Source organism: Lysobacterales bacterium (genome assembly GCA_019634735.1).
GTDB lineage: Bacteria > Pseudomonadota > Gammaproteobacteria > Xanthomonadales > UBA2363 > Pseudofulvimonas.
Genome location: JAHCAT010000028.1, coordinates 1 through 4,148, shown reverse-complemented (window position 1 = coordinate 4,148; position 4,148 = coordinate 1). Strand labels below are relative to the sequence as shown.

The window sequence follows — 4,148 nt, the reverse complement described above, 5'->3', positions numbered from 1 at the left end:
CCCGAGCCCCGAGTCCCGAGTCCCGAGTCCCGAGTCCCGAGTCCCGAGTCCCGAGTCCCGAGTCCCGAGTCCCGAGTCCCGAGCTACAACTCCTGCCTCGCCCCGAACGCATGCGCCAGCGTGCCGCGGTCGATGAACTCGAGTTCGCCGCCGAGGGGGACGCCGTGGGCCAGGCGGCTGGCGCGGATGCCGTGCTGGCGGGCCAGGCCGGCCAGGTAGTGGGCGGTGGCCTCGCCTTCGACGGTGGGGTTGGTGGCGATGATCAGCTCGGCGATCTCGCCGGCGGCGAGGCGGGCGTCGAGCAGGTCCAGGCCCAGTTCGGCGGGGCCGCGGCCGTCGATGGGGCTGAGCCGGCCGTGCAGGACGAAGTAGTCGCCGCGGAAGCCAGTGGCCTGCTCGACGGCGGCCAGGTCGACCGGGCTTTCCACCACGCAGACCAGTTGCCGTTCGCGGCTGCCGCTGCGGCAGATCGGGCAGAGTTCTTCTTCGGCGAAGTTGCGGCAGCGCCGGCAGTGGCCGATGCGGCGCATCGCCTCGGCCAGGCTGGCGGCCAGGCGCAGGCCGCCCTCGCGGTCGCGTTCCAGCAGCTGGAAGGCCATGCGCTGGGCGGACTTTGGGCCGACGCCGGGCAGGCAGCGCAGGTCGGCGACCAGGCGGTCGAGCAGGCTGTCGGCCATGTCAGCGGTGCGCGGCGACGGCGGTAGTCAGGAGACGGCTCAGGAGAAGCCCGGGATCTTCATGCCCGGCGGCATCGGCATGCCGCGGGTGGCGTCGGCCATGGTCGCCTCGGTGAGCGCAGCGACCTTGTTGACGGCGTCGTTGACGGCGGCGGCGATCAGGTCCTCGGCCATCTCCGGGTCGTCCAGGAAGGTCTGGCGGTCGACCTTGACGCGCCGCACCTGGTGGCGGCCGGTCATCACCACCTCGACCACGCCGCCGCCGGCGCTTCCGGTGATCTCCTGGTTGGCCAGGGATTCCTGGGCCTGCTTGATGTTTTCCTGGGCCTTCTGCACCTGCTGCATCAGGCCAGCGATCTGGTTCTTGAACATGGGGACCTCGGGGGAAGGACTTAGTGGAGTCAACGGCAGTGTGGGGCATCCGCGGTTGCGGCGGCGCGAAGCCGGTGCCGCGCGGGCATGACGCTCACAGCGGCCGCACCGAGCCGGGCACGATCTCGCCGCCGGTCTGGGCGAGCAGGGCCTGCACCGCGGGGTGGGCGGCGAACTCGCGTTCGGCCTGGCTCTGGCGCTGCTGGCGCGCCTGCTCGGCGCGTTGCGCGGCGCTGTCGACGACGGTGCCGGCCAGGGCGACCTCGATGCGCAGCGGCCGGCCCAGGGCGGCGGCGGCGGCTTCCTGCACGGCGTTGCGGGCGGCCTGGGTGTTAAGGAACTCCTGGCTGCGTGCCAGGCTCAGGCGCAGCACGCCGTCGACACAGGCGGCCAGCACGCAGTTGTCGGCCAGTTGCCGGGCGACGCCGCGCAGGTCCAGACCGCTGGCCAGGTGCAGCCAGGCATCGGCGTCCAGCGGCCAGGCGGTGACGGCGACGGGTGGCGCGGACGCTGAGCTGGCGTCGGCGTGCGTGGTGTCCCGCGGGGGGGACGGCGTGGATGACATCGCGGCAGCCCCCTCGGCCTGCCCGCGTGGGCCGATGCGCGGCGGCGGCAGGTCGACCGAGGTGGCGGACGGCAGGGCAGCAGGCGATGGGCTCGATGCAGGCGCGAGGGCCGTCGGCGTGGACACGATGGCCGCTGAGCCGGGCAGCGCCGCGGCAGCGAGTTCGACGCTTTCCGACGCATCGCCCAGGCTGGCCCGGCCGTTCGCGCCACCGTTCGCGTGAGCGTGGGCGCTGCCGTTGGCCCTGTCGTGAGCGTGGGCCTGGCTCATGTCTCGCATGCCGCCGGTCACCGGGCCAGCGCCGTGGCCGATGTCGCTGTCGTGGGCGCGGCGTGTGCCGTTACCCGGACCACCATCGCCGGCACTGCCGTTGCGGCGGTGGGCGGCCTGGTCGGCTCCCTGGTCGTGGCCGGCGTCGCTGCGCTGATCCTGGCCGTTGCCGTGATCATGCGTGCCGCCACCACCGGAGGCGGTGAGGCCGACCTGGACCTGCCGGGCGGCTGCGCCGCCCTCGCCCACCATCCCCACAGGTGCGACCGTCGCGCCTTGCGCCGGGTTCTGAACAGGGGTCGCGGCAGGGGCGGCCTCGCCCTGCCCTGCGGCCTGACCCGCGGACTGGCCGCGTCCCACCGGCGAGGGACTGGCGACGCGGCCGGTACCCCCACCGCGGCTGGCTTCCTCGCCGTCGTCCGGCCGGAACGCCAGCATCCGCAGCAGGCTCATCTCGAAGCCGATCCGCGGTGTCGGCGCCAGCGCCAGGTCGCGGCTGCCCTGGATGGCGATCTGGTACCAGACCTGCACGTCCTCGGCGGCGATCGCCTCGGCCAGCGCGGCGATCCGCGTGGCATCGAATTCGGCGGCGTCCGGCGCCGCCTGCGGCAGCACCTGGCGCAACTGCACCTGGTGCAGGGCGGCGGCCATGCTGTCCAGCACGTTGTCGTAGCCGACCACGTAGGCGGCGACCGCCTCGATGCCGGCGTACAGGGCAGCGCCGTCGCCGGCGGCCAGGGCCTCGAGCAGGCGCAGCACGGCGTCCTGGTCGAGGGTGCCGAGCATGGCGCGCACCTCGTCGGCCTGCACGGCACCGCCGCCGTGGGCGATCGCCTGGTCGAGCAGGCTGAGGCCGTCGCGCAGGCTGCCGTCGGCGGCGTGCGCCAGCAGGGCCAGGGCCTCGGGGGCGGCGGCGATCTCCTCGGCGGCCAGGATGTGGGTCATCTGGCCGGCGATCTCCTCCTCGCGCAGGCGCCGCAGGTTGAACTGCAGGCAGCGCGACAGCACGGTCACCGGCAGTTTCTGCGGGTCGGTGGTGGCGAGCAGGAAGCGCACGTGCCCGGGCGGTTCCTCCAGGGTCTTGAGCAGCGCGTTGAAGGCGTTGCGCGAGAGCATGTGCACTTCGTCGATCAGGAACACCTTGTGGCGGCCGCGCGCCGGCGCGAACTGCGCGCTCTCGATCAGCTCGCGCACGTCGTCGACGCCGGTGTGCGAGGCGGCGTCGATCTCGATCAGGTCGACGAAGCGGCCGGCGTCGACCTCGCGGCACACCGCACATTGGCCGCAGGGTTCGCTGGACACGCCGGTCTCGCAGTTCAGCGACTTGGCGAAGATCCGGGCGATGGTGGTCTTGCCGACGCCGCGGGTGCCGGTGAACAGGAAGGCGTGGTGGACGCGGCCGGTGTCCAGGGCGTTGCGCAGGGCGCGGACGACGTGCTCCTGGCCGACCAGTTCGGCGAAGGTCCGCGGCCGCCACTTGCGGGCCAGCGCGAGGTAGGTCATGGCGTCTCCAGGCGGGCGGACGGCGCGCGCGGGGCGCGGCGGCCGGAACCGCGATTCTGCCAGAGCGGCGCCGGGCCGGCAGGCCGGCTTGTCCGCCGGCGCCGCCCTGGGCTATGCTTTCGCGCTTGCACGGACCCGTCCGCGCGCCGCCCGCGGCGCCGCCGGGCACCGGCCCAGGTTCTCCGGAGAGATGGCCGAGTGGTTGAAGGCGCACGCCTGGAAAGTGTGTATACGGCTTAATACCGTATCGAGGGTTCGAATCCCTCTCTCTCCGCCAGCTCCAGCACCACCCCCGGGCGCCGACGGCGCGCCGACCGCCCGCCCAGCCGGGCCGGGGCAGCAGTCCATGGCGGCCCCCGTCGGCCCCCACGACGATAGACGGTGAACTCCGCCAGGTCCGGAAGGAAGCAACGGCAGCCGTCGATTCGGGCGATGGGGATCGCTGGCGGGGGTCGCCTCCCTTTCCTGCTCCTGATTGGCGTCCTGTCTCAGCTCATGAGCGGGCACAAAGCGCCAACGACCGGCGCCCGGTAGGCGGAGCGTTCGGTGCGCGGAGCGCGCTGCGCTCCCCTCTCCCTCTGGGAGACCTGATTGGCGTCGTGTCTCAGCCCAGGATCGGGGACCAAGGACCAGGACTCGGTGTTCGGTGAACGAAGCGCGCTGTGCTCCCCTCTCCCTCAGGGAGAGGGGCCGGGGGAGAGGGCTGGGGCTGGCCATGATCCGCATCGTTGCCGGCTCGGCGTCGTGCGCTGGCCGGGGCC

3 protein-coding genes, 1 tRNA gene and 1 other RNA gene are annotated in these 4,148 nt (G+C 73.2%); 2 read left to right on the top strand and 3 right to left on the bottom strand.

From position 1 onward, the window contains the following. Positions 1 to 83 precede the first annotated feature (83 nt). The 3 genes from recR to dnaX all read right to left on the bottom strand — a co-directional run bounded on the left by recR (position 84) and on the right by dnaX (position 3,387). Positions 84 to 677, bottom strand: coding sequence for a recombination mediator RecR (recR, locus tag KF823_16670; GenBank protein ID MBX3727534.1), 594 nt, complete (start codon positions 675 to 677; stop codon positions 84 to 86). A gap of 39 nt (positions 678 to 716) precedes the next feature. After that, complete coding sequence (locus tag KF823_16665; protein MBX3727533.1) at positions 717 to 1,049, bottom strand: YbaB/EbfC family nucleoid-associated protein; 333 nt, start codon at positions 1,047 to 1,049, stop codon at positions 717 to 719. Between the two features lie 94 nt (positions 1,050 to 1,143). After that, positions 1,144 to 3,387, bottom strand: coding sequence for a DNA polymerase III subunit gamma/tau (gene dnaX, locus KF823_16660; GenBank protein MBX3727532.1), 2,244 nt, complete (start codon positions 3,385 to 3,387; stop codon positions 1,144 to 1,146). Positions 3,388 to 3,571: 184 nt separating this feature from the next. Here dnaX and KF823_16655 point away from each other — a divergent pair. Continuing rightward, positions 3,572 to 3,664 (top strand) — tRNA-Ser (locus tag KF823_16655). A 78-nt stretch (positions 3,665 to 3,742) separates the two neighbouring features. Beyond that, positions 3,743 to 3,840, top strand: an RNA gene (gene ffs / locus KF823_16650) — signal recognition particle sRNA small type. The last annotated feature ends 308 nt before the right edge of the window (positions 3,841 to 4,148 follow it).

Excerpts from the sequence above, each read along its gene's own strand:
- recR (MBX3727534.1), bottom strand. The coding sequence starts at position 677 with ATGGCCGACAGCCTGCTCGACCGCCTGGTCGCCGACCTGCGCTGCCTG.
- KF823_16665 (MBX3727533.1), bottom strand. The coding sequence starts at position 1,049 with ATGTTCAAGAACCAGATCGCTGGCCTGATGCAGCAGGTGCAGAAGGCC.
- dnaX (MBX3727532.1), bottom strand. The coding sequence starts at position 3,387 with ATGACCTACCTCGCGCTGGCCCGCAAGTGGCGGCCGCGGACCTTCGCC.